Source organism: Rhodococcus sp. USK13 (genome assembly GCF_018343855.1).
Taxonomy (GTDB): Bacteria; Actinomycetota; Actinomycetes; order Mycobacteriales; family Mycobacteriaceae; genus Rhodococcus_F; species Rhodococcus_F oxybenzonivorans.
Genome location: NZ_CP069242.1, coordinates 5676634 through 5699473, shown reverse-complemented (window position 1 = coordinate 5699473; position 22840 = coordinate 5676634). Strand labels below are relative to the sequence as shown.

At 67.3% G+C, this 22840-nt stretch carries 20 protein-coding genes; 18 read left to right on the top strand and 2 right to left on the bottom strand.

Annotation, left to right across the window (positions count from 1 at the left end; genetic code table 11):
* Positions 1-21 precede the first annotated feature (21 nt).
* The gene (locus JQT59_RS28715; protein WP_249353926.1) at positions 22-1764 is read right to left on the bottom strand and encodes an aldehyde dehydrogenase family protein; all 1743 of its coding nucleotides are present in this window, start codon (positions 1762-1764) and stop codon (positions 22-24) included.
* 198 nt (positions 1765-1962) lie between these two features.
* Between JQT59_RS28715 and JQT59_RS28710 the strand changes: the two genes are divergently transcribed.
* The 8 genes from JQT59_RS28710 (at position 1963) to JQT59_RS28675 (ending at position 11108) form a co-directional block, all read left to right on the top strand.
* Positions 1963-3141 carry a PucR family transcriptional regulator gene (locus tag JQT59_RS28710; RefSeq protein ID WP_213572931.1) on the top strand — a complete coding sequence of 393 codons (1179 nt, stop codon included), beginning with the start codon at positions 1963-1965 and terminating at the stop codon, positions 3139-3141.
* 88 nt (positions 3142-3229) lie between these two features.
* The gene (locus JQT59_RS28705; protein ID WP_213578180.1) at positions 3230-5173 is read left to right on the top strand and encodes an acyl-CoA thioesterase/bile acid-CoA:amino acid N-acyltransferase family protein; all 1944 of its coding nucleotides are present in this window, start codon (positions 3230-3232) and stop codon (positions 5171-5173) included.
* A complete protein-coding gene (locus JQT59_RS28700; protein ID WP_213578178.1) occupies positions 5173-6474 on the top strand; it encodes a type I glutamate--ammonia ligase in 1302 nt (433 codons plus the stop codon). Before JQT59_RS28705 ends, JQT59_RS28700 begins: the two co-directional genes overlap by 1 nt.
* A 154-nt stretch (positions 6475-6628) precedes the next feature.
* Entirely contained in the window at positions 6629-7033 is a 405-nt protein-coding gene (locus tag JQT59_RS28695; RefSeq protein WP_213578176.1) for a hypothetical protein, read from the top strand.
* On the top strand, positions 7030-9378 hold the full coding sequence (locus JQT59_RS28690; RefSeq protein ID WP_213572930.1) for a WXG100 family type VII secretion target: 2349 nt from the start codon (positions 7030-7032) through the stop codon (positions 9376-9378). Before JQT59_RS28695 ends, JQT59_RS28690 begins: the two co-directional genes overlap by 4 nt.
* Positions 9379-9482: 104 nt before the next feature.
* The gene (locus tag JQT59_RS28685) at positions 9483-10115 is read left to right on the top strand and encodes a hypothetical protein (RefSeq protein WP_249353920.1); all 633 of its coding nucleotides are present in this window, start codon (positions 9483-9485) and stop codon (positions 10113-10115) included.
* 98 nt (positions 10116-10213) lie between these two features.
* Positions 10214-10684, top strand: coding sequence for a MaoC/PaaZ C-terminal domain-containing protein (locus JQT59_RS28680; RefSeq protein WP_109328289.1), 471 nt, complete (start codon positions 10214-10216; stop codon positions 10682-10684).
* Positions 10685-10775: 91 nt separating this feature from the next.
* Entirely contained in the window at positions 10776-11108 is a 333-nt protein-coding gene (locus JQT59_RS28675; RefSeq protein WP_109328291.1) for a hypothetical protein, read from the top strand.
* A gap of 52 nt (positions 11109-11160) precedes the next feature.
* On the opposite strand, the gene JQT59_RS28670 is transcribed toward JQT59_RS28675, so the two are convergent.
* The gene (locus tag JQT59_RS28670) at positions 11161-11523 is read right to left on the bottom strand and encodes a VOC family protein (protein WP_159920866.1); all 363 of its coding nucleotides are present in this window, start codon (positions 11521-11523) and stop codon (positions 11161-11163) included.
* A gap of 246 nt (positions 11524-11769) precedes the next feature.
* Here JQT59_RS28670 and JQT59_RS28665 point away from each other — a divergent pair, with 246 nt between their 5' ends.
* From JQT59_RS28665 to JQT59_RS28620, 10 genes are read left to right on the top strand one after another with little or no spacing between them, the layout of a single operon-like run.
* The gene (locus tag JQT59_RS28665) at positions 11770-12528 is read left to right on the top strand and encodes a TauD/TfdA family dioxygenase (RefSeq protein WP_213572929.1); all 759 of its coding nucleotides are present in this window, start codon (positions 11770-11772) and stop codon (positions 12526-12528) included.
* Positions 12525-13541: an AurF N-oxygenase family protein gene (locus JQT59_RS28660; protein WP_213572928.1), complete on the top strand. Its 1017-nt coding sequence runs from the start codon at positions 12525-12527 to the stop codon at positions 13539-13541. Before JQT59_RS28665 ends, JQT59_RS28660 begins: the two co-directional genes overlap by 4 nt.
* Positions 13538-14851, top strand: coding sequence for a KamA family radical SAM protein (locus JQT59_RS28655; RefSeq protein ID WP_213572927.1), 1314 nt, complete (start codon positions 13538-13540; stop codon positions 14849-14851). The genes JQT59_RS28660 and JQT59_RS28655 overlap by 4 nt, the downstream gene beginning before the upstream one ends.
* On the top strand, positions 14848-16332 hold the full coding sequence (locus JQT59_RS28650) for a GNAT family N-acetyltransferase (protein WP_213572926.1): 1485 nt from the start codon (positions 14848-14850) through the stop codon (positions 16330-16332). Before JQT59_RS28655 ends, JQT59_RS28650 begins: the two co-directional genes overlap by 4 nt.
* A complete protein-coding gene (locus JQT59_RS28645) occupies positions 16329-17384 on the top strand; it encodes an Ldh family oxidoreductase (RefSeq protein WP_213572925.1) in 1056 nt (351 codons plus the stop codon). Before JQT59_RS28650 ends, JQT59_RS28645 begins: the two co-directional genes overlap by 4 nt.
* Positions 17381-18607, top strand: a complete 1227-nt coding sequence (locus JQT59_RS28640; RefSeq protein ID WP_213572924.1) for an ATP-grasp domain-containing protein — start codon at positions 17381-17383, stop codon at positions 18605-18607. Before JQT59_RS28645 ends, JQT59_RS28640 begins: the two co-directional genes overlap by 4 nt.
* Positions 18604-19872, top strand: a complete 1269-nt coding sequence (locus JQT59_RS28635) for a GNAT family N-acetyltransferase (RefSeq protein WP_213572923.1) — start codon at positions 18604-18606, stop codon at positions 19870-19872. The genes JQT59_RS28640 and JQT59_RS28635 overlap by 4 nt, the downstream gene beginning before the upstream one ends.
* Positions 19869-20789, top strand: a complete 921-nt coding sequence (locus tag JQT59_RS28630; RefSeq protein ID WP_213572922.1) for a branched-chain amino acid transaminase — start codon at positions 19869-19871, stop codon at positions 20787-20789. Before JQT59_RS28635 ends, JQT59_RS28630 begins: the two co-directional genes overlap by 4 nt.
* The gene (locus JQT59_RS28625) at positions 20786-21535 is read left to right on the top strand and encodes a hypothetical protein (protein WP_213572921.1); all 750 of its coding nucleotides are present in this window, start codon (positions 20786-20788) and stop codon (positions 21533-21535) included. The genes JQT59_RS28630 and JQT59_RS28625 overlap by 4 nt, the downstream gene beginning before the upstream one ends.
* Positions 21532-22839, top strand: a complete 1308-nt coding sequence (locus JQT59_RS28620; protein ID WP_213572920.1) for an MFS transporter — start codon at positions 21532-21534, stop codon at positions 22837-22839. Before JQT59_RS28625 ends, JQT59_RS28620 begins: the two co-directional genes overlap by 4 nt.
* Position 22840: the final 1 nt, after the last annotated feature.

Sequence of the window (22840 nt, the reverse complement as noted above, 5' to 3'; positions counted from 1 at the left end):
TCCAGTCGAGACAGCGGTGCGTCAGCCACGCAGTGCGGACGCGAAGATGGCCGGGAGCCGCTTCCATGACGGTGCTCCGGCGAAGGCGGTCAGCAGGCGCCCCGTGGTGGCGGCGGTGCGATTGTTCACGAACCACGGCGGTTTGGGTGAAATGGACAGCTCCCGCTTCATCACCGATCGCGGTGACGGGCGGAACGGTCCTCGCACCACGGTGCGTTCGGGGCGGTCGATCAACAGCGCGTTGTGGACCACACCGATTCCGCTCTGGACGTCGTTCACCGTGTGGCCGGGGAAGGCGCCCCAGGTTGCGGTAGCGGTGAGGTATCCCACCCCGGTCCAGGCGTTGATGGCGATGGTCCCGTACCGCAGGCTTTCCACGAAGGAGTCGAACGCCGAACCCATCGAGCGAATGGTCTGCGGTGTCGCGACGATGTTCACCCCGAGCGTGCCGACGAAGTCGTCGTTCACGAATTGTGCCGCCCGCCTCGCGAACTCGTTTCCCTGGTACGGAAGGTCGATCACGCCGAGGACCGGAGCGAAGTACTCCGTCTGCAGCAGTGGCTCGTATTCGCCGGGATCGAGGTTCGTCACCAGCACGCGCCTACCGTTCTTGCCCAGACGCTCGGCCTTGGGGAACGACGCAACCGCTCCGGCCACACGGTTGTCGCTGCCCGGGTAGTAGGCGGAGCGGTCCGGTGCTCGATCGAGGGCGTCGCGCAGAGCGGCGAGGAACTCGTTACGCTGCTTCCACTCCGAGGACACCACGACCGCTTGTGCCGCGACACAGTTGTAGCCACCGTTGTGTAGCCGCTGGGTGGCGATGTGCTCGGCCTGGAACTTGATGTCCGCGTGGCTCCATTCACCGGGCAGCACGATGGTGGGGGACACGCCACCGAGTTCGCTCGAGATCTCTTTTCCGAGGATCGGCTCGTTCGCGGCCTTACGCCTCGCGCCTTCTTCGCCTGCGCCGAAGACGATCGCATCGTGGGTGAGCGCGCTACCCGTCATGTGGACGTGATCGACCTGCTGATGGTGCACCAGATAGGTCCCGACGTCGGCGCCACCGGTGAGGAGACGGACGGCGCCCACGGAGATGAGTGGCTCGAGCACCCGTGTGAGGACCGGCAGCAACGGGTCGGTGATCGGGTTGAGCTTGAGCGCGACGACGCGGTTGTGGGCGATCAATTCGTAGAGCGTGTCCAGCGGGGCGATCGAGGTGATGTTGCCGGCGCCGAGCACCACACCGATGCCCCGGGTGTGGGAGGGGTCTCGCTGAGCCAACCCGGCGTCCCGCTGTGCCGTTGCACGATCGATCCCCGGCTGCAGCCACACCTCGGCGCTGAATCCGCTGAGGAGCAGCTTGTCGAAAATGTTGAGAGGAAGAACCTTGACGGTGGTGCGGTTGCCGGGCGCCGTGCCGAAGGTGGCGCCGTCGAGGGGGCTGCCGCCCGCCTCGAGTTTTGCGAGGCTTGCGGAGAGTGCGGCCGTGGCGGTCGCAACGGAATACGGGCCGGACATCCATTCCTCACCGACCAGCGGCGACTTCGGGTCGAGGCCCTTGATCCCGACAGCAGCGTCCACCCAGTCCGCGGCGTGCTGCACGGTGAGGTCGTGGACTTTGTCGAGAAGCTTCCGGCGTTCGGACAGGGACAGGTCAGCCCAGTTCTTCTCGCCTTCGGCGAGGTCGGCGAGGGCTGCGTCGACGGCCGCGTGCTCGGCCGCGCCGGAGGGTGGGGGAGTGGCCTCGGGGTTTGAAGTGCTCACTGTGGACATCTCCGCTCGGGTCGACTACATGGAGAACATCGCCACAGACGCTGAACGGCTGTGGGCGTAGATTTGTGATTCTCGTCGCATCCCCGGCTGCAGCGCCATAGGCGGCGGCTGTCAAATGTCCACTTTGTCCCTATGCCGTCGCACAACAAGGGTGTGGCGGTACGGACGGCCGGTCGATAGTCTTGCCGAATGGTTGCCAGTCCGGACATCGCGCCGTCGCCCACCGATCTACTAGGTGACATGCTCGAATCGGTGAACGAGCTGTCCCAGACCCTCACCGAGAGAATCCTGTCTGCCGAGCACGGCTACATCGAGGCGACTCTGCTCACCCCCGAGCAGTTGTACGGGGCCTGCCTCGACAACCTGACGGCGATGCTCGGCAATCTCGCCGGCATCGCGCCGATCCGTCTGGAGGCGGCGCGGGCAGCCGGCCAGCTGAAGGCCGAACAGGGTGTGCCGCTCGCCGCCCTGCTCCACGCATTCCGCCTCGGTGGGCGACTGATCTGGGATGAGCTGATGGACCGCTCGGAGGGCCGGGCCACCAACGCGCTGCTCGAGATGGCGGCGCAGGTGTGGGCGCTGGTGGATGTGTACTCCGACAGTGCCGCGGAGTCCTACCGCGAGACCGCTGATCTCCGTGCCCGGGAGGACGCCGAGTCGCGCGGCCGACTCGTGAGAACACTCTTCGGGGAGCACTCGGTGAACCCGGCGGGAGCTGCCGATGCGCTGCGCACGTTTCGCATTCCCGAGCACAGCACCTTCGTGGTCGTGTCGGTCGAATCGGCGGCGTCACCGTCTTCGGCGGATCTGCTGGAGGCCGAACTGCGCGGCGTGGGAGTCGAGTCCGTGTGGGACACGGAGGTCGACGGCCGAATCGGGTTGCTGTGGGCGTCCACCGCCGACTTCGTCGAGGCAGCGCTGGCATTTCTCGGCCGCGCCGACGCCCGGGTCGGGGTCAGCTCCACATTCACCCGGCCGGCCGGGACGAGCGGCGCCGTCGAGCAGGCACGTGTCGCCCGCCGGTGCGCAGGACTTGGTGGTTGCACGGTCACGCGATACGAGTCCGTGCCCGTCTCGCTGCTGCTGGTCAGTGCGCCGGAAGCGAGCAAGCTCGCGGCGGGCCAGATTCTCGGACCGGTGCTGGCACTGCCGCCGGAGGAGCAGGACAGTCTGCTCTCCACACTCGACGTGTGGTTTTCCTGCCACGGCTCCACCACTGCGGCCGCCGCGCAGCTGCACTACCACCGCAACACCGTGCTGTACCGGTTGCGCAGGATCCACAGCCTCACTGGGCGGAACTTCTCGGATCCCATCGACGCCGCCGAACTTTATGTCGGCCTGCGGGCGCATCAACTGCTCGCTTCCTGAAATCGAGTCCCCGAACACGTCGCAGGCCCGACAATAGGTGCCAGTCGGCCGTCGTAGCTCCGGGAATGCCGGGCAGTGGGGCAGTGCATTGGGATTCGTCATCGGATTTGCGCCGTGGATCGTCTACTGGATTCTCGTGGGCAACACGGGGTTCGTTACTGCAGTCGCCGTCGCGTTCGGTATCGCACTGGCCGGGCAGGTGATGCAACGGGCGCGCCGTCAACCGTGGCGCACTCTCGAAGTGGGCACCGTTGCCGTTTTCGCGCTGCTGCTGATTGCCGCCCTCCTAGTCGACGACGCCGTTCTGGCGCGATGGTTGCAGCCGCTGAGCAACTGCGGACTCTTCGCGATCGCCGCGGTCGGCGTACTGGTGGGCCGGCCGTTCGTCCGCGAATATGCGGTAGGAAGCGTCGACGCAGCGACAGCTGCCGGCGGCGGCTTCCGGTACGTCACCACGGCGATGACCTGGATGTGGGTGGCCGCATTCGGTGCAATGACGCTGGTGTCGCTGATACCGCCGATCGTCGATGGTGACGCAACCATGCGCGATGACGGGGACACCCTGTCAATCGTCTGCTACTGGGTTCTGCCCTACACGCTGATGGGTGTGGCCGGGTTGCTGTCAGCGATATTTCCCGGGTGGTTCGACAAGACGTCGCAGTTTCTCGCGGAGCAGTCCTCGATGGAGCCGACGGTGGTAGCGCAACCGTCGCCGCCCGAGGACCTGGCGGAGGGGAGCCTGGTCCTCGATGTCGTCGAGGATTCCCGTCACGATCAACCCTTCGCGGTCGTCGTGCACGGAGCGGAGCCGGGTGCCGCGCTCACTGTCCGGACCACAGGAACGGATCTCTTCGGCTCGCAGTGGCGTTCGGAGGCAATGTTCGTTGTCCCTGCCGACGGAACCGTCGACGTCGCCTCGCGGGCACCGGTGCGCGGCGACTGGGATGTGGCAGACAGCGACGCCCCGCTGTGGGCGATGCGGTTCGTGTCGGACGATCGCGTACCCGACCTGTTCGTGCCCCCGGCCGGTCCATGGAACGTCACGGTCGACGTCACGTCTGCGCAGGGAAGGGTGCGGCGGACCGTGATTCGCCGCGCTGCCGCCCCGGGCGTCACGGTCACCGAACGGGAGGTCGACGGCCGCCCCGCGCTCCTCGCCTTACCCGCCGGCGACGCGCCCGCCGCGGGGTGGCCCGGCGTCGTGTGTTTCGGCGGCTCCGAGGGTGGCGTCGACTCGCAGCGCTCCAACTTGAAGATGCTCGCTTCACACGGCTGGGCCGCGCTGGCGTATTCGTGGGTCGACGAGTCGGGCACGGAGCCGACCCTGGTCGACATCCCGCTCGAACGGTTCGCGACTGCGGTCACGTTCCTGCGGACACTCGCACAGGTGGACGGCGATCGCGTAACCGCCGTCGGTACGTCCCGCGGTGCGGAAGGACTGCTCGCCGCCGCCTGCGACGGATTGATCGACGTGAATGGTCTCGTACTGACGAGCCCGAGTTCGGTGTCGTGGCAAGCCATCGGACCCGAAGGAGAAATTCCCGAAACGCCGTCGTGGACGCGTCGCGGACGGGCAGTCCCGTGGGCGCCGCTCCCGGGCGGGACCCTGATGCCGCAGCTCATCCGGAACGCGTGGCACGCCCACCGCGACATCGCCGCGCGGCGGCCCAGCCTGCTTCGGCTCGGGACGGCCTACCGTGCCGGTCTCGCCGCCGCACCGGCGAATTCGACACTGCACTCCGAGCGTGTCGCAGCGCCGCTCCTGTGCCTGACCGGTGAGGACGACGAGCTCTGGCCGTCGGCCGACATGGCCACCGCCCTTCTGGCGCGGCGCGCGGAACGACACGACGAGCACCGGTGCTTTCCCGGCGCCGGTCACCTGGTTCGGTGGGGGATGTTTCCGTCGGGTGCCCAGTGGACCGGTGGCATCGCCCTCGGTGGAGGCGGCATCGGGCAGGCGCGGGCCCAACGCCAAGCGATACAGTGCGTCCTCGGTTTCCTGTCCCGCACGGCCGCCACGATGAGTGCATGATGGCAACCGGAGGCGGGAATAACGCACCCTCGGACCGCGTTGTCGGATCGATCGTCGACATGGCAGGTGTCTCGCGGGCCAAGGTGTTTCCGCGTTCACGGTTGTCGGCCTTCGCCGAAGCGGGGGCGGGGGCGTCATCGAGCTGGAGTGTGTTTTGCGTCGACGACCATCTCGCGTTCACGCCCGCCTTCTCCGTGACCGGCGACCTTCGGCTCCGCATCGACCCCGACGAGGTCCGGGACCTCGGCAACGGCACGTACTGGGCTCCGGCGGATCTGTGCGAGCAGGACGGAACACCGTCGCAGGCGTGCACCCGGGGCGCGCTGCGGCGGGTGACGACGCGGCTGGCGGAATCGGGCCTGAGCGCACGAACCGGCCACGAGATCGAGTTCACGCTCTTCGACGCGGCGAGCACCGAAGAATGGTCCGCGTATGGTCTCAATGCCGTTCTCGCGCAGGAAGAATTCTTTGAACGGCTGCTGGCGGCGGCCGCGAGCGCGGAGCTGCCGATCGAACAGCTCCACGCCGAGGCCGGGCTGAATCAATTCGAGGTGTCGCTCGCCCCTGCGGATCCCGTCGAGGCGGCCGACAATGCGGTGCTGGCCCGCGCCCTGATCAGCCGGGTCGCGCGCGTTCAGGGACTCCGGGCGTCGTTCTCGCCCATGCCCGCCGCAGGTGGGGCGGGTAACGGTGCCCATCAGCACGTGTCGTTCACCGGGCGCGGCCTGCCGATCCTGTCGGGAGGGCTGGGCGCGCACGGGCTGACTCCCGCAGGTGGCGCCGCGGTCGCTGGGATTCTGCGGGCGCTACCCGAGTTCACGGCCGTCCTCGCCGGATCGGTGTTGTCGCACCTGCGTTTGCGCCCAGGCATGTGGTCGGGGGTGTTCCGCTGCTGGGGCCTGGAGAACCGCGAGGCAGCGGTCCGCCTCTGCGCGGACACTGCTGGGAATCCGCACGGCGCGAACCTGGAAATCAAACCTATCGATCCGTCTGCGAACCCGTATTTGAGTAGCGCCGCCATTCTCGGTGCCGCCCACGACGGCATCACCGGCGGGCTTACGCTCCCGGCGGAGGTGTCGGTCGACCCCGCGGACTTGTCCGGCACCCACGCCGTCGATCTTCTCCCGACCCTGTCGTCCGACATGCTCGGAGCATTCGAGTCGTCGGCGCTCGCGCGCGACCTGTTCGGGCCGCTGATCATGGGAGCGCTCGTGGCGGTCAGGGGTTACGAGCACGCCGAATACCGGGCGAAACCGGTCGACGAGGTCGCGCAACGCTTCCGGTACGCGTGGACGTCCTAGTCAGTTGCGGAACTCCGGATGCGGAACCGCGGTCACACGTTCGTGTGGAGACGTCCGCTATTCTTTGCACGGTCGCCGAGCATGTCGGTGACCCGGGTCCGGGGGAGGACCTCGATGCGGATATCAGGGGGAGAATTCGTTGTCAGAGGGCGATATGACGTGGCCGGACAGTGTCATTGCGTCGTTGGACGGGACCGGTGCGACGCAGCTTCCGCTGGACACCATCCCAGGGTTGCCGGCGATACTCGGCGGACCGGACGTTGCGGTTGTCAAGGTCGACCCCGACATGCTGTGTGCGATGTCCACCGCGCTCGGCGTCATTGCGCGTGAGGTCGAGGCGTTGGGTGGCCGCCGTAGCTTCGAGCATGCGGTTCGGGCCGTCGAGGGGTCCGACACAGCTGCGGCGTGCCGGGACGCCGGCGACATCCTCGCGTCCGCGCTGGGAGTCGCGGCCAGTCGCATTGACGAGATGGCGTTCATCGCGGGTGACGGGGCCGAGAATTACGAGGTCACCGACACGTCGTTCGCGTCGCAGTTGTCGGCGATGGGGGAGATGTGATTCCGCGTAGGTCGCAACTGCATGTCTGGAATCCGCGGGATCTCACACTGGCGGGCGAGGAAATCGGACGGACCGCCGAAGACACGCGTACCCGGGCGGACGACGTCCAGCGTGCTGTCGCGGATCTGGGCCGGAACGACGACTGGTGCGGTCCGGCGCAGGCGGCTGCCGAGCAGCGAGCGAACAGTGAACGCACGGAAATCCGAAGGCTCGCCGACGATCTGGAGGATCTGTCGAACGCACTCGTCGGTGGGGCCGATCGCCTCGGCCATGCGCGGGACTATGTCGCCACCGTGATCGACAAGGCGGCAACCGACGGATTCACCGTCTCCGACGACTGGCAGATCGTCAGCCCGCCGACGACGATGAGCGAGGCCGAGGCCGCTGAACATGCCGACCTGATGGAATACTGGCGCAGCCAACTCAGTGGAGCGCTGACGGAACTCGACACCGCCGATCGGGACATGGCGACGGCGATCCGGGACGCGCTCGGCGCCGTGGCGGCGAGTGCCCCGGCGTCCGCGGGCCTGTCGGGGCACGAGGGCACCGGGCTGGGCGAGCAGGTCGCGCGGGCCGGCTCCGACATTCCGCAGGACGTCCGTGACCGTGTTGCCCGGGAAATCGCGGCCGCACGGCTCACTCCCGAACAAGTGAAGACGCTGGCCGACGGCGGCAAGGTCACCGATCTTCCACAGGGAACGATCGACTTCCTGCAGCAGTTTTATACGGCGGCCGGCAAGGACGGCTTCCTCGCCCTGTCCGAGCAGTACAGCGAGAACGGACGCACCGAGGCCGCCAGCGCCCTATCCAACGGTCTCGCCGTGGTGTCGAACTACAACGTCGGCAGTGCCGGTGGAGACGTCGGTGGTCGGAGCCACATCCCGGAGAGCCTTCGAGGGCTGTTCGAGGGCCCGGTGACGTCGACCGGCAACCTCACGAAGGGCGCGCACGACGCCCCGCAACCGTCTGTGGTCGTCAACAACGGCGACGACCTGGCACGCTTCACCAAAGCCTTCGGTCTCGCGGACCCGGGCGTCCAGCAGGGCAGTGAGCTGAGCGAGAGCCTCCTCTCCCGTGCCGGCGAGATCGCCTCGGCCACCAACGACAAGGGTCTCTTGATCGGGGACTCGTTCGACCACAACACGCTTGGCCGCGACAGCGTGGACACCCTCCTACAGGACATGGTCGGCGTCGGTGGTCGCGATCATGTCGCGGTCCACAACATCCTTTCTGGCGAAGGAATGTCGGCCGACTACAACCGCGACGACGTGATCCTGCCTTTGCTGCAACGTGATTGGGTTGACGGCGGGGAGCAGAAGGTTGCCGGGATGTTCGACTGGATCGCCGACGACGCCAGGCCCTCCGATCCGTCCGATCCCGGCGAAATATTCCGGTCGCGACAGGCCGGCGAGACCGCATTCGGGCTCGCACAGATCCTCGCCGCGAAAGACGCCGAGCTACTCGATATCCCGGGGATGAAGGGGCAGGCGATCGGTGAGGTGAACCCCGAAATCACGCAGGCGTTGGGCGCAACGCTGGCACCCTACATCGGCAATATGGTGGGGGTGCCCGGCGACTTCGCGGGCACTTCGGGTTTCACTAGCTCGACCGGTGGAGAATTCGGGCTCGAGAACGCGCCCCGCCTCTTTTCGGTGATCGACTCCAATGCTGATGCGGCAAGCTACTTCAACGCGCAGGCGTTCGGAATGTCGGCTCAGCTCGAGCAAGCGTGGGCGTTGGATTCACCTGCTCCTCATATCTCGCACGATCAATACGGATGGTGGGCAGGAAGCATTCAGGGCGTTGTAGATAAAGGATTCGACCTCGAGTTCGACGACCGATCTGGGGACGAAGCGTCAAGTACTTCGTCCGGGTTCGAGAACAAAGGCGTTGCCTACGACACCATCAGAACAGTTGTGAGTAAAGGCGTCGAGTTCATTCCTGGTGCCGGCCCCCTGCTATCGAGTGGGATCGATCTTGCGGATCCGGCATTCAAAAGCGCGGTGATGGGCGCGGTGCCCGAGAATACTGCGCAGCAGAACACTCAATTCTCCGATGAGTCGCATCTCGCGAAGCAGTACTACCAAATTGCCCTGGGGATTCAGTCGGCGAATGGTGGAGTGCTTGATCCCTACGAGGGTCTGGACAGATTCCGCGACGGGGAGAACGGCCCCTTGCTGTCATACAACGAGATCGCGGGCGACCGCCCCGATTCGAATCTCCCGGTTCTCGGTGCGAACCTTTCCAGTTACATCGTCGAATCGGGATACACGGGATTGGGTGAGTTCATAGACCAACTGAACGCAGGGCGTGAATACGTTCAGAATGCGACGTACGGCCAGTGAAGAGACGTTTGACCGTCGTAGCGGTCACGACATCCGTGCTGGCAGCAGGGTGCGGATCGAGTGGGTCGGAGCCATCAGCGGTCGAGACGGTCTCGAGGTACTCGGTGCCCGACAATGCCGCTTATAACTATCGCTGGTCGGCAGATCCGGGTATCGATCTGCACAACCGGCAGGCGACGGTTGTTCGCGCGTATGTGGAGTCCTATTACCTCTCGATCAACAGCAATTCTCTCTCGGCCGCGTATCCCGGATTCGCCGAGGCGGTTCCCCGGCGCAAACGAGCCGACTTCGACCACCCGGCAGACCCGACCGAACGGCGGTACGTCGGCACCCAGTTCCAACACCTGATGTGGATGATGAAGACGGACCGTGGTTGGTTCGCCACAATCTGCACGGGCGACTACTCGGTGATGGAAGTGGGTCAGGATGGGAAGTTCTACAACATCGGGTCGAAGTACGTGAATGCGGAGACCGTCGAACTGATCGCACCGAATGACGTGTCTGCGACGCCGGCAAAGTCCTCCGGACCGGAGCGCGCGCCCACCATCAACGTGTTCGAGGGTTGGACACTTGCCGAGCATGTGAAAGGCGCGCGCGATCAGAACGCTTATGCCGAGTGCGACTCGCGGATGCCGGATGCGAGGGATGTGCGACCGCAGAAGGCGAACCTCCCACACGACACCCCCTACCCGACGCTTGCTCCGTATCCGGGGTGGCCGCGGTACGAAGAGAGCTGAGGCCGGCCCCGACCGCCGGTGGAAGGGCACCGTTATCGCCGCATTCGCCCGGTCCTATCCTCGAGTGCGGCCCCTGTGCTCGACGGGGGTTCGCGGGAGTGATCGGACGGTATGAAGTGGGCAGCAGAAACGGTGTCGTCTACGCAGACGACCTCGCGGTGGGTGACAGGTTCGAGCTGGGCTCGTACACGGTGACCGAGCAGGAGCTGGTGGAATTCGCCGGTCAATGGGATCCGCAATCTTTTCACATCGATCGCGAATCTGCAGAGGGCGGATATTTCGGCGGGTTGATCGCCAGCGGTGTGCACACGATCGCCATCTGCCAGCGGCTGACCGTGACCAGTCTCTACAACGACTGGAGTGTCATCGCCGGCAAATGCTTCCGGAACGTCAACTTTCTCCGCCCGGTCCGACCGGGGGAGGTCCTCACCGGGTCCATGCTGATCGACAATGTCGTGCTGGACGACCGCGGGCGCGGCCTGGTGACTGCCGCCGCCGAGATCGTCAACGGGGACGGCAAGCCGATGCTCACGATGGTCACCGAGATGTTCATGCGCAGCAGGCCCTGACAGCAATTCCAGGAAATTTTCGCCGTAAAGGATTGTTTGCCGATTCTTTGGGTATCGCCCATGGGCAGAGTCACCTACCTATGGAGGCATCATGAAGGTCGGCATCAGATTGGCCGCGGTCGCGGTGTGTGCGGCTGCGCTCGGTGTGGGAACTACCGGCGTTGCGTGGGGCGACGCTCTCGACTCGGCTGTGGTTCCGGTCCGAGCACCGGATGTGGTGCAGCCGTTGCCGCCTGGAGTTCCGCAGTACGGCCCTGCCGGTTGCGACGACTGGGCAGAACCGTACGAGAACAACGTTCCGGCCTGGGGTGCCGACCCGTACAACCAATACGACAACTGGTGCGACGGCCCCGACGACGGCATCCCGCAGCCCGCCACCTACAGCGGTGACGAGGGCGGCGGCGACTCCCCGAACGAACCGTAACCTCGGCTCGGTCCCGACGCGCCCCGGCAGCTTCCAGGCCGGGGCGGCGACGTCATGCGCCGGCTGGAGGTTGGTGTAGGCCGAACGCGGATCCCTGGTCGTCGTGGCAGAGCGTGAATCGTCCGAACCGTGCCACCGACTCGGGCTCTTCTCCGAGGTCGACCGCATCGACCGTCCCTCCGAGGGCCAGGACCTTCTGCTTGGCGGCGTCGAGGTCGGCTACCCGGAAGAACACGTACGGGCCCGCACCCGGGTCGCCGCCGTGGATACCGCCCGGAACATTGGGCGTGTTGATTGCGTATCCGGACCCGCCGGGACCGGGTTCGAACTGCCAGCCGAACAGGGCCGAATAGAACTTTCGGCCCTGTTCGGCGTCGGCCACACCCAACTCGAAAAACGACACGTCACCTGACATGAGCACTCCTCCGTCCGAGATCGTGGAGGTGACGCTACGCCGGGCGCCCGAATTTCGGACCGGCCTCGGCAGTCGAGTGACGGTGTCGTGAACTGTCACCGGGTGGCATTTCGGCTCCCCTAGGGTGGGTGGTGTGCGCGGCGTGGCGACCGCATCCTTGACGAAACCGATTCCGAACGATCCCGATCTCCGACGGTCGGCATCACGGATTTCACATCCCGGTGGGGTTTCGAAATGGAGGAACAGATGTCGCCCTATTGCCGTGTCGTTTCCGTGGCGGAAAGCTCAGAAGCAGGAGTGGACCGCCTCGAGGGAAGGACGCTGGAGGAGGACGGCTACGTCCTCGTCCGCGACGTGGCCGATCGTGCCGCAGCTGCCGAAGTGGTTCGCTCCCTTGGAAATTTGGTACCGCAGTACAACGGTCATCTCACGCATGACGTGACCTACCGGCCGGGAAACGATCACCGGGCGTACTCGCAGAGCGCGAACACGATTCTGGCGCATACCGAGGCTCCCGGGTGGGATCCGAGTCCCGCCTATCTCGCGTTGTTCTGTCACCGCCAGGCGCGCTGCGGGGGAGGGCATACCGACCTCCTCGACGTACGGCACTTGGTCGAGGCCCTCGAACCGGCCGAGCTCGCGCTGATGACCGACGCCGAACTGGTCTTTCCGGGCCCGGAGGGCGGAGTGCGCACCACCATGCTGGGCTCGGACGCCACCGGGCGCACCGTTCTGCGGTTCAGCTACAACCTGCTCACCGCCGCCGACTACGATCCCCACCGCGACGCCGACATCGACGACTCCCTGCTGCCGCTCGGTCAGGCCGGCCGCCGGTTGGCGCACCGCGTGAGCGACCTGTTCCACACGCTGCGCACGCGTGTGCTGATCCCGGAGAACGCGCTGCTCATCTGGGACAACCAGCGCATGTTGCACGCGCGGTCGGAGTACGCCGACCGCACCCGTCACCTCACTCGTTTCTGGGCCGGCGACCGGAGCCGCGCATGACCATCGACGACCTTCAACTGCAACGTTCCGATGCCGATGGGCTGGTTCACTTTCCGGGACTGCCGGCCTTCGACCCCGCCGACGAAACCGAGAACGCCATCATCCGCCGCCTTGCGGGGAACTGGCACCGGCGGTCGACGGTGAAGCGCGACGAGCCCGACCTCGACGAGCTGTTCGTTGCCGGCCGGGCGGACTATCCGGAGAAACTCGTGCCGTTCCGGGCGCACCCGACGTGGCAGGCGATGCCCGACGCGATGCGGTCGCGGCTGCTGAGCTGGGCGTGGATCGCCTATAACCGGCATACGGTGCTGGCCGAGCAACGTGTCGCCAACCCAGCCTTTGCTCTGGTGATGGACGGTGAATTTCCCGGACTCGGCGGCCCGGATCTGGAGATCGCGCTCGCCCAGGCCATGGTCGACGAGCAGTACCACTCCCTGATGCACATCAATGCGAGCGCGCTGACGAGACGCAAACGGGGGTCCCTGTTCCCGGACAGCGCGCTTCCCGAGTCGCATACCTCCCGCATGCACAGTCGGTTGCGGGACGAGGCTGCGGAGCGCTGGCAGCGCAGCCTCACCACCTTGGCGTTTGCCACCGTCTCCGAGATTTCGATCAACGCGTACCTCGATCTTCTTGCCGGCGATCGGGACATCCAGGTGGTCAATTCCACCACCGCGCAACTGCACAACCGGGACGAGTACTGCCATGCGTCGATCTCCGACGAGATGGCGAAGCTCGTGTACGACGTGCTGGACGCCGAGAAGCGCCGCTTCTTCCTCGACATGCTCGTGGCCGGGCTGGAGGCGTTCGTGGCCACCGACTACTCCACCTGGGAGAGAATCTTGCGGATCGAGCGGGTGCCGGGCTGGGAACAGATGGTCGCCGACGTTCGCTCCGAGAGTTCGGGGGCGCGGCTCGTGCGCGACTACAGCGGCCTCCACTCGCTGATGTCGGACATGGATGTCCTCGGGGAAGTCGACTTCGACTGGGGTCTGGCGGTGACCAACACATGACACTCGCCCTCGATACCCACACGGCCCTCAACCCCCGGTCGATCAGCGGCGACCGGCTACGCAAGCTCGTCGTCGAACGCACCGGCGACCCGGTCCTCGCACATGAGGCACACGTGGTGTCCCAGGTACTGCCGTTCAAGGTCAGCAGCTACGTGGTGGACGAACTGATCGATTGGGATCGCGCACCCGACGACCCGATCTACCGCCTGACCTTTCCGCACCGCGACATGCTCGAAGCCGAACACTTCGCGGTGATCGAGCAGGCAGTGGTGCAGGGCGACCGGGCCGGAATCCGCAAGGCGGCCGACACGGTTCGCGGCGCCCTCAACCCACACCCCGGCGACCAGATGAGCATGAACGTTCCCCAGCACGACGACATCGACGGCTCGGGGATGCAACATAAATATGCCGAGACACTGCTGGTATTTCCCCGCCAGGGACAGACCTGCCACAGCTACTGCGGCTACTGCTTCCGCTGGGCCCAATTCGTGGACCAGCCCGACCTCAGGATGGCCGTATCCGGGCCGGAGGCGATGACCCGGTACCTCGATCGGCACCCGATGATCACCGACGTCCTGTTGACCGGCGGTGACCCGCTGGTGATGCGGACCGATCTGCTGGCCTCCTACCTCGAGCCCCTCCTCGAACCCGAACGTGCACACGTCGACACGGTCCGGATCGGGACGAAGGCCGTGTCGTTCTGGCCCTACCGCCTGCTGGCCGGACCCGAAGCGGACAGCGTGCTGCGGTTACTCGAGCGGCTGACCGCAGCGGGCAAACACGTCGCGGTGATGCTGCACCTGTCCCACGTCGCGGAGCTGCAGACCGATGCGGCCAAGGCGGCGCTCGCTCGATTGGCGTCGACGGGAGCGGTGCTGCGCGCCCAGGCCCCGGTGGTGCGTCACGTCAACGACGACCCGCGTGTGTGGGCAGACCTGTGGCAGGCGCAGGTGCGTCACAACGTGGTGCCGTACTACATGTTCGTCGAACGGGACACCGGCGCCCGGCCCTACTACGGTCTGCCGCTGGCCCGGGCCTACGACATCTATCGTGAAGCGCTGCAACAAGTCTCCGGTCTCGGCCGGACCGCACGCGGACCGGTGATGTCGGCGTCACCAGGAAAGGTCGTGATCGACGGCGTCGTCGAGCTGGACGGCGGACGCGCCTTCGCGCTGCGTTACCTGCAGGCCCGCAACCCGGAGATGGTCGGCAGGCCGTTCTTCGCCGCATTCGACGAGCAGGCGCAGTGGTGGGACGAACTACGCCCGTACGGCCCGCGCGACCGCGCATTCTTCGGGGGACACTCGTGAGGGTCACTGCGCATGAGATCAGCCTGACGCAGAGGCACGTGTGGCGTTCGGCCAGGGAAGCGATCCCGGTTCAGCGTGCCCTCGTAGTCGAGGTCGAACAGGACGGTGTCACCGGATTCGGTGAGGCTTCCGCTTTCATGACCGCCCACTACAACTCCGGGGTGGACCAGCTCCACGCGGATCTGCGCCGGATCGCCCCGCTGCTGGCCGACCTCGGCCCCGACGACCCGTTTGCCGTGTGGCGCAGGCTGTTCGCGGCGCTGCCCGAGTCGCCGTTCGTCCTGGCCGCCGTCGATACCGCGGTGCACGACCTGCGGGCCCGACTGCTCGGCGTGCCGCTGTGGCGGGCCCTCGCTCTGGACTCTCCGCAGGAATTGCGCTCGAGCTTCAGCATCGGGCTCGACGAGACCGAGATGATGGTCCACAAACTGTGTGAACGGCCCGGATGGGCGGCGTACAAGGTCAAGCTCGCCGATCCGGGTGATCTCACCGTGCTCGAGGAACTCCGCCGCCACACGAGTGCGCCGTTCTATGTGGACGGCAACTGCGGCTGGACCCTGTCCCGACTGCTACCGGTGCTGCCCGCCCTGCAGGACCTCGGCGTGCAGTTGATCGAGCAGCCGTTTCCGCGGTCGGCGTGGTGGGACACGCGAACCCTGAAGCAGCACAGCCCGATCCCGGTGATCGCCGACGAGAGCATCACCTCGATGCAGGATTTCGCCGCGTGCGCCGAGGCGTTCGACGGCATCAACGTCAAACCGATGAAAGCCGGGGGGATCACCCCCTCCCTGGTGTTGCTGCGCCGGGCCCGCGAGCACGGTCTGCTCACCATGCTCGGTTGCATGCCCGAGTCGGTGGCCGGGGTGTCGGCCACCGCCCACCTGGGCGGACTGGCCGACTACCTCGACGTCGACGCCGTCGACCTGCTGGCCGTGAACACCGGCTTCGGGGTCTCGCTCGACGGTTCCGGCCGTGTCAGTCTCCCGGATCGGCCCGGGTCCGGTTACCTGCCCGACCCCACCGCCCACGGCTGGCGCGTTCGGCCGGTGAGCGCCGAAGTGGTACGACCGGTCCGCCACCGAGTGCTGCGGCCCGGGCAACCGGTGACGACCTGCGCCTATCCCGAGGACTCTGCCAGCGGCGCCCGGCATTTCGCCGCCCTCGACGCGGGGCGCGTGGTCGGGGTGGCCTCCCTCTACGACGAGGACCCCGAGTACACCGTGCCGGGACTGGCCGCCGGCCGCGGCCGGCGCCTGCGCGGCATGGCCACTCTCGAGGAGGTCCGCGGCACCGGCGCGGGCAGCGCGCTGCTCCGCACCGTGCGCACCAACGCGGTGCTGTCCGGCGCCGACGCGCTGTGGTGCAACGCGCGCACCACCGCCGCGGGCTTCTATCTCGCACAGGGCTTCCGCGTTCTCGGACCCGAATACGACATCCCGGGCATCGGCCCCCACGTCTTCATGTATTGGAGTGCTTCATGATCAACCCCACTCGATGGCCCGAGCAGCAGGCGCGCACCCTCGCCGCGCGGGCGTTTCTCGAGGCCGGTGTCCCGGCAGGTAACGCCGAGCAGGTCGCCGACGCCCTGGTCGATACCTCCCTGCGCGGCATCGACACTCACGGTCTGCGGCTGCTTCCGCAGTATCTCGACGAGCTCGCGACCGGTGTCGCGAAGGCAACGGCCACGCCGACCGTGGTCTCGGACCGCGGGGCGGGCCTCCTGCTGGATGCGGACGGTGCGCTGGGCGTACTCGCCGGATTGGCCGCCGCCCGGCTGGCCGCGGAGCGAGCCCGGGAATTCGGTGTCGCGGCGGTGGGGGTGCGCAATTCCAACCACTTCGGTGCGGCGTCGGTGTACACCCGGCACCTGGCCCGGCACGGGCTGGTCGGCATCGCGGTGACCTCCGCAGCCTCGCGGGTGGCGCCGTTCGGCGGGGTCGAGCCGCTGTTCGGCACCGACCCGATCAGCGTGGCCGCCGGCGTCGAAGACGACGAGTTCGCGCTCGACATGGCCACCAGCCAGGTGTGCTTCGGTGAGGTGAAGCAGCGCCGGGCCGAGGGACGCCCACTGAACAGCGGCTGGGCGACCGACCTCTGCGGCCGTCCGACCGAGGTGCCCGAAGAGGCGTACGCGCTGTCGCCGCTCGGCGGGTACAAGGGGCAGGGCCTCGCGATGGCGGTCACCCTCCTCGGGGCCGTGCTGACCGGATCGCCGCCGGATTGGCGGCTCGCGCAGGTCGGCGACGGAACACCGGGCCGCAGTCGCGGCGTCGGTCACTTCGTCCTTGCCCTGGACCCCGGTGCCTTCAGCGGGCAGACCAGTTTCACCGCCGGACTGGTCGACCTTCTGGATACCGTCCGCGCGGCGACGCCGGCCACGGACGCCCCCGTGGTGGCGCCCGGCGATCCTCAGCGCGCCCACCAACGAGAACGGTCCGAGCGGGGCATACCGCTGGACGCACGAACCGCGGAAGTGCTGGCCGACCTGGCCGGGAACGTCGCCGCCGACCCGGAGAAGGAGATGGTCCGATGATTCTCGTGCTGATCAGCCCACGCGCTGCGGGGCTGCCGTTCGCCGGATGGCTCCCCGAGGAGCGTGGACGGATGGTCGCGGTCTGCGCCGCGGGAGCGGAACCGGCCGAGGGATTCGCCGAGGTCATACCGGTCGCCGACTACAGCGACGATGCCGCGGTGCTGCGTGCGGCCCGCGCTCTCGCGCGCTGGCACCGCCCGACCGCCGTGCTCGCCTTGGCCGAGGTCGACGTCGAGCGGGCCGCGGTGCTGCGCGGCGACCTCGGTCTGCCCGGGCTCGACACCGGCACGGCGGCCGCCTACCGCGACAAAATTCTGATGAAGGAACTAGCCCGCGCGGCAGGACTGCTCGTGCCGTCCTTCGCGTCGGTGTGCACCCCGGCCGACATCACCGACTTCATGGCGGACCACCCGGGACGTGTGGTGGTCAAGCCGCGCAGTGGATCCGGATCGTCCGGCGTGTATGTCATCGATTCGCCCACACAGGCGGACGGCCTCGCCGACGACCTCGCGGCAACGCCGTACGAGGTCGAAGAGTTCGTCGACGGCGCGGTGCACCATGTAGACGCATTCCGGGTGGCCGGGCACCCGGTGGCGGCGGTCGCCTCCCGCTACACCGGCCAGGGCTGCCTCGAACACTGGACCGACGCCCCGTTCGGCTCGCGGTCCGTCGATACCGCAGACCCTCTCCATGCGCGCCTGGTGAAGGAGACCTGGCGACTCGTCGATGCACTCGCCTCGCCTCCCACGATCTGTGTGCACGCCGAGTTCTTCGTCACCGGCAGCGGCGACATCGTGCTGTGCGAGGTGGCTGCCCGAATCGGTGGCGGCCCGATTCCGATCATGTTGCGGCACATCCTGGGAATCGACCCGCGGCACCTGTGGGCACGCGTGGAATGCGGCCTTCCCGTCGACGTGGACGCGGTACGCCGACACGTGACAACGGCACCACACGCCGCCTTCTACGGCGTGCCACCCCGGCAGGGCCGGGTGCGGCGAATCCCCGACGCACCGCCCGGTGTCCACGACTTCACGGTGAACACCCATGTCGGGGACCACTGGAGCGCCAGCCGATACAGCGGGCGTAAGTCGGCGGACTTCCTCGCGTTCTGGGTGGTCACCGACTCGGACTTCACCGCTCTCGGGCGCCGGCTCATCGCCACCGCCGACCGTGTTGCCGCCGAATTCGACTGGGACCGCGACGAAACGGAGAACGCAGCATGACCGGCAGCAGCACCCTCACCGGCGGCCTCACCGCCCAGCTTCTTCCCCCCGGCGCCCGCCCGAGCGCTCTGGACTTCGCGGGCATCGCCGAGCCGGACATCATCTGGGAGGACGCGCGGTGGTGCCGGTTCGTCGAACGCACCGACCTGCACGACGTTCGTTATCTCGAGGTGCGGGAGGACGGACAGACCGTCGCCCTGGCTCCGCTGCTGTTCACCGCACAGCCCGGTGGCCTGCTCTTCTACGATCCGCCCAGGCTGGTGGGAACCCCGGGTGCATTGGCCGAACCGGAGCTGCTCGACGAGACTGATCGGCAGCGCTGGGCCGAGCTCAGCGCCGCGCTGCCCGGCGCGCGCGAGGCTCAGTATCCGTCGCTCGCGCTCGCTACGTTCGGGAACCACCACGGGGTGGCGCACACTCCCGGCCGCTCGCACGACGAGCGCCAGGCAGTCATGGCCGTCCTGCCCGAGCTGCTTCAGCAGGCCGGCGACGAGCTTGGCTGCCGCAGTGTGGCATTGCTGTACGTCGGCGAGTCGGACGCTGAGGCCGTGGACCACTGCGCCTCCCGTGCCGGATACACGGCAACACTGCTGGGCGCTGAGGGAGTGCAGGACCTGGCCGGTGACAGCTGGGCGGAGTACGTGGCGGGGCTGAGTAAGCGCCGGCGTGTGCGGCTCCGCAAGGAGGTCGCGGACTACGAGCGGGCGGGCCTGCGCACAGCGGTCCGGTGTGGGCCGGAGGCACTCGACGACGAGGTGATCGCCCTCCAGGTCGCACACCGGGCCAAGTACGGGCTGCCCGGCGGCGAGGATCGGGTTCGCCGCGACTTCGATTCCGTCCGAGAGGAATTGGGTGACACGTGTGTAGTGCTGCGCGCCGAACGCGCGGATCGGCTGGTGGGTTTCGTGCTGTATCTACGCACCCGGGACACGCTGTTCGCGCGGACCGCGGGATTCGCTGCCGATGCTCGCGGTTGCTATCTCACGCTGACGTACCACGAGACGTCGAGGTGGGCTGTAGAGCACGGCATCCGTCACGTCCATTACGGCATGGCCGCCTACGAGGCCAAACATGCCCGCGGGTGCCAACTACGCCCCCGCTGGGGCTGGTTCGCCTTCCGCGGAGCGGGCTCCGACATCTTTTCCGAGACCCTGGCGCTGCAATCACAGAGCATCGAACGCCGGCTCGAACTGGTCGGTGCGCCCGCGGCGCCGGTCACCTCCCGACATCTCACTGCCCCCACCGAACCGAAAGTGGAACGATGAAACTGACCCCGACCAGCACTGTATGGATGGACGGCGAGTTCGTCGCGTGGGACGAGGCCCAGGTCCACGTGCTGACGCCGAGCCTGCACTACGGATGGGGCGTCTACGAGGGCATCCGTGCCTATGACACGGAGAGCGGCCCCGCGGTGTTCCGGCTTCGCGATCACCTACGACGGCTCCACGACTCGGCCCGGGTGTATTTGATGGACCCGGGGTGGTCGGTGGACGAGCTCACCGAGGCCTCCCTCGAGTTGCTGCGCCGCACCGGCCTGGACTCCGGCTATCTGCGCCCGATCGTCTACCTCGGTTACGGCTCGATGGGCGTCGCTCCGGCGTTGGACAGCACCCAGGTGGCGATCGCGGCCTGGCCCTGGGGTTCCTACCTCGGTGAGTCCGCGGAACAGGACGGCTGTCGCCTGATGGTCAGCAGTTGGCAGCGCAACGGCATCCACGCCGTTCCACCGCTCGCCAAAGCGACCGGAGCCTACGTCAATTCGGCACTGGCCAAGGTGGGCGCGCTGCGCGCCGGTTACGACGACGCGCTGATGCTCACCGCCACCGGTCACGTGGCCGAGGCGTCCGCAGCGAACATCTTCGCCGTCCGCGACGACGTACTGATCACGCCGCCGGTCAGCGACAACATCCTGCCCGGGCTCACCAGGGACACCGTGATCACCCTCGGCCGGGATCTGGGGCTCACTGTGAAGGAACAGAGCCTGACCCGCAGCGAACTTTACGTCGCCGACGAAGCGTTCCTCACCGGCACTGCGGCCGAGATCGTCCCGGTGGCATCGGTCGACGACCGCCCGCTCGCCGCAGGTGGTTGCGGTCCGATCACCAAGCAGCTGCGCGACGTCTTCCATGACGTGGTCCGTGGGCGTGTGCCCGCCTACCGACACTGGCTGGAGTTCGCATGAACACACGTTCCCTGCTCTCGACCAATGATCAGGTCATCGACGCCTGGGCCGGTGGTGGCCTCGGGATCCTGGAAGGCTTGGTCGCCGAGTTCGTCAGCGGGACAAATCAATCCGACGACGCACCCACCGCTGTCGCTCGACGGGAGGAGGTCGCCGACCGGGTGGTGACCGTGCTGGGTGCGCGGGCATGGCACGCGCTGCCGGAGGCGTCCCACGGTCGGGCACGCCGCGCGGCACGGCGCGCCGTCGCCTACTCGCTCGCCGCGGATGTCGCTTCCGCCGGCGGGCCCACCGGTGCGAGGACCGACTGCTGGGTGCTCACCGTCCACGCACTGGAACTGCTCACGGTGGCCGCGCATTTCGACGCCGTCACCGACCGGACCCGCGAGCTGCTCGGATCGGCGCCCGAAGGACGGTTGCTCGCCGCCTGGCAGATGGTGAACGACGGCCTCGCCGTCGTGGCCACCACACGCCACGAATGGGTCGGGGCAGGTCCCGCGACCGTCGCTGCCGCGGGATGGGTGCTGGTGGACCGGATGAGCCGGCTACTGATCGCCGCGGCTCTGATCGCGCAGGCCAAATCGACCGTATTGCCCGCTCCGACAGTCGAACTACTCGTCAACGCGGCACGCCGGTATGCCTGGAATCATGTGCGCGGCCCTGCGCCCGAGGCCGCCACCGCCACCCACGTGCACCGTTCGGCGGATCTCGTCCGAGCGTTCGCGACCCGAGGAATCCTCCCGTGAACCCGGACCTACGGCGACTCGGTGGTGTGCTGCTTCCCAGCAGTCCCGCGGGTCGCACGCTGGCCGTCGGTGCCGGGATCGACTCGCTCGGTACCGGCATGTTCTTCGCGTCCTTCGCCCTGTACTTCATCGGCGTCGTCGGCCTCAGCGCCAATCAGATCGCCCTTGCGACCACCATGGCGGGTGCGCTCGCTTTGCTCGCCCCGGTGCCCCTGGGCCGGCTTGCCGACCGGGTGGGTCCGGCGAGGTTCTACGTCGCCTTGCTGGTGGTGCGCGGCTTCGGCTACGGCTGCTTTGCGCTTGTCTCCGACTTCACTGCCTACCTACTGCTCACCGTGGTGCTCACCGCCGCCGACCGGTCGAGCAGTCCGATCCAGCAAGCCGTAATCACAGCCGTGATCGGCGGTCACGACCGCACCCGGACGATGGCCACCATCCGCGCTATCCGAAATGTGGGACTCACCGTCGGGTTCCTTCTGGCGGGCATCGTCTTCGCGACGGGCGCACAGGCGGCCTTCACGGCGCTGTTCGTGGGCAACGGAATCTCCTTTCTCGCCGTCGCGGTGGCCGTGCAACGCGTCCTACACCGGACGGGAACGGTGGTGGAGCGCAGACCTTCTCGCGCCGACGAGGATCCGGCCGCGGCCGCGGTGCGCTCACCACTGCGCGACCGGTGGTTCATGGTGTTCACCGTCGGGAACGGCGTGCTGGCGCTGTACGACACGGTGCTGATCGTTCTGCTGCCGATCTGGATTCTCGAGTACACCGCGGTGCCGCTTGCCTGGGTGCCGGTGTTCATGGCCGTCAACACCGTTCTGACCGTGGTGCTGCAGGTGTATGTGGCCCGATTCGCCCGCGGCACGGCCGCGGCCACTCGACTTCTGATCGCGACCGGAGCCCTGATGGCGATCTGCTGTGGGTTGCTCGCTCTGGGGCACCTGGCCGCGACCCCGACCGCGGTGGTCGCCGTTCTGCTCGCGGTCGTGGTGCTGTCCGTTGCCGAGAACGTCCACTCGGTGGCGGCGTGGGAGTTGTCGGCGGAACTGTCGCCGCAGCCTGCCGTCGCCCGCTATCTCGGCGCGTTCAGTCTCGGAATGACCGGCCAGAAGGTGGTCGGCCCCACCCTCCTCGTCGTCGTCCTGTTACCGGCCGGGTTGATCGCCTGGCCCGTCCTGGCAGGCACGTTCGGTGCCGCTGCCTTGGTCTCGCGGACGGCGGCGCGTCGTTGCCACGCCGAACGTGCACGCGCACAAACTCTCTCGGACGAGCAGCTACCGGCGTCCCCACTCCAGAAAGCACGGTGAA